The following is a 2,724-nucleotide window of genomic DNA, read 5'->3' on the forward strand; positions in this document are numbered from 1 at the left end:
TTACTTCCAGTCAAGTCTTTTTCAGTACTTTAAGTGGGTCATTAAAAGCGCGAAAAAAAAACAGAATTCTCCCCACCATTAGTTATTTATATGAGTGGAGGTATGATTACAGGGAGCATGTTAGGCGCACTCCTAGCAAATTTATTTAATGCTGAATTTGTAAATGCAATATATATTATCATTGCTTTAATCGCATTAATTTTAATGTTTATTAACGTAAAACCGAATTTAAATCAGTCTTCCTTTAACAAACCATTATTAGTTATGGTTTGTCTTTTCGTTGGTATCATTTCGGGTATAGTTGGAGCAGGCGGCGCTTTTATTATTATTCCTATATTGCTAGTTTTATTCAAATTACCAATGAATATGGTAGTTGCTAATAGTATAGTAATTGCTTTTATATCTTCAATTGGCGCCTTTATCATTAAACTTATACAGGGATTTGTTCCTTTTGAAGACGCATTATTTCTAATAATAGGGAGTATTCTCTTTGCTCCCTTAGGTTTGAAATTAAGTAAAAAGATCCCTAACTTCATACAAAAATGGATTATAAGTATTTTAATCATTGTTGCAATTATTCAACTTATCTTTTAATCAATGAAATTTGTCAGGCAACTCCTGATATTTATAATTATACACACCAAAAATTAGGTATTAGTATCACAAAATAGCATTCAATAACTATGGATATCGTAAAGGGATTAGAAAAGAGAAACATAAAATCAATAATAAAGAATTCGATTATTCAAAAGACCTTTGTGACATTGTATCAAAAAAACAAAAAGCCTATCATTATCTATTTAAATCTTAGTGATAAAGTACAAGAATTAAATCGCTTTACAAGTGTCATGTTTATTATCTTTATATTATTTAACCTAAACTGAAAATCCACCCAATTAATCTTTAAATTGGGTGGATTTTCAGGGTTATTTATTATATGGCTCTGCGTATTGGCTAATGATGCGGTTTTTAATTATATAATTTCAATTAATAAGGTAATGAACAGTTTTTTGATAAATGTTATTCTTCTAAAATTCTTTTTAATTTACACACTAAAAAATATCCTCCTTAACAATAATAAGTTATTTAAATTATTGATTAAGGAGGATATTTTTATATCTATTTATTTCTCAATTTAGAACTAGATTTTTATCGTGCTTTCAGCTCATTTCCTGTCATCCATTTATGATTTTTAATGATTTTACCATTATCTTTGGATTTGTAATCAACTACGTAAACAGTAGTCTTTTTCACGTTATCTATATTGGCTGTAGCACCTTTCATACCAGACATATGACTTGCTTCTAATTTAACAGTATCGCCCTTACTAAATCCATCTTTAGGTGCATCTTTAATCTCTTCGTTTACGACCCATTTATGATTGTTTACTTTTTCATTTCCATTTGTGGGTTTATAACTTACAACATAGGCATATGTTTTATACGCACCTTTTACAGTAGCTTCTGCACCTTTCATACCTGGCATATGCCCTGCTGTAATCGTTACTTTATCTCCCACTTTAAATTCACCCTCATTAGTCGATTTCATATCTTCTGGAACTTTACTTTCATCATTATGCTTCATATGGCTCTCACTTTTTTGGTCATTAGTGTCTTTATCTTTTTCATCATTATTGGAACAAGCTGATAATATTAGTAATGATCCTAATATCATAAAAAATAATTTTTTAATCATAATAAAACTCCTATCTTTTATTTTAATTTTAATGTAAAGGCATTAATTGCAACAATAACCGTACTTAGTGACATTAAAATAGCACCTATTGCAGGTGATAAAATCAAGCCGATAAATGCTAAAATACCAGCTGCTAAAGGTACAGCAACAATATTATAACCTGCACCCCACCATAAGTTTTGCACCATTTTTCTCATAGTATTATTTGAAAGGGTCAAGAAATGAATAATATCTGATGGATTACTTTTAACAAGTATGATATCACCTGAATCCACTGCAACATCTGTGCCTGCACCAATTGCTATACCAATATCGGCTCTTATAAGACTCGGCGCATCGTTGATACCGTCTCCGACCATCATGACTTTATTACCGTCACTTTGATAATCTTTTATAATGCTTTCCTTATCTTCTGGCATGAGTTGTGCGTGGACATCACTAATACCTAATTCTTTTGCGACAGCGTGTGCCACTTCATTATTGTCACCTGTAAGCATGACTGGTGTAATATTTCTTGATAGTAAATCAGCTACCATTTGTTTTGAGCTTTCTTTAATTTGATCTCCTTGAGCAATCATGCCAATGACTTGTTGATCCTCAATTAAATAGCTGATTGAATTACCTTGTTGAGCTAATTTAGTAAACAAGTCATCGTCATAATTAAGTTTATGTTTATCAAGATAAGAGACATTTGTTATTTTATATGTTTTATTATCAATTAGACCTTCTAATCCGACACCTGGAATATTATTAACGTCTTGTGGATTAGTAAATGAAACATTTTTACTTTTCGCAAAATCAACAATACTTATAGCTAATGGGTGATTAGATTGACTTTCTAATGAGGCGAAAAGGCTTAATATTGTATCATTACTCAAATCATTTTTAAAGCTCTCATAATGATTCACAGAAAAGTTACCCTCAGTTAAAGTACCAGTTTTATCCATCATTACATAATCGATATGTTGAGCTATTTCTACAGACTCTCTATTTTTAATAATTAAACCATTATGTGCACCAATTGAAGTA

The 2,724-nt window shown here is 30.4% G+C and carries 2 protein-coding genes and 1 pseudogene; 1 reads left to right on the top strand and 2 read right to left on the bottom strand.

Annotated features, from left to right (window positions below; translation table 11 throughout):
• Nucleotides 1-594: pseudogene (locus tag L987_RS13225) on the top strand (sulfite exporter TauE/SafE family protein); the annotation flags it as partial.
• 555 nt (nt 595-1,149) lie between these two features.
• Here the strand turns inward: L987_RS13225 and L987_RS13230 are convergent.
• Together L987_RS13230 and L987_RS13235 are read right to left on the bottom strand one after the other, a co-directional pair.
• A complete protein-coding gene (locus tag L987_RS13230; RefSeq protein ID WP_000592150.1) occupies nt 1,150-1,695 on the bottom strand; it encodes a YdhK family protein in 546 nt (181 codons plus the stop codon).
• A 17-nt stretch (nt 1,696-1,712) separates the two neighbouring features.
• The coding region (locus tag L987_RS13235) for an HAD-IC family P-type ATPase (protein ID WP_047505402.1) at nt 1,713-2,724 on the bottom strand (1,012 nt) is incomplete at its 5' end.

The organism is Staphylococcus sp. ZWU0021 (assembly GCF_000798895.1).
Classification (GTDB): Bacteria; Bacillota; Bacilli; order Staphylococcales; family Staphylococcaceae; genus Staphylococcus; species Staphylococcus saprophyticus.

Excerpts from the sequence above, each read along its gene's own strand:
- L987_RS13230 (WP_000592150.1), bottom strand. The coding sequence starts at position 1,695 with ATGATTAAAAAATTATTTTTTATGATATTAGGATCATTACTAATATTA.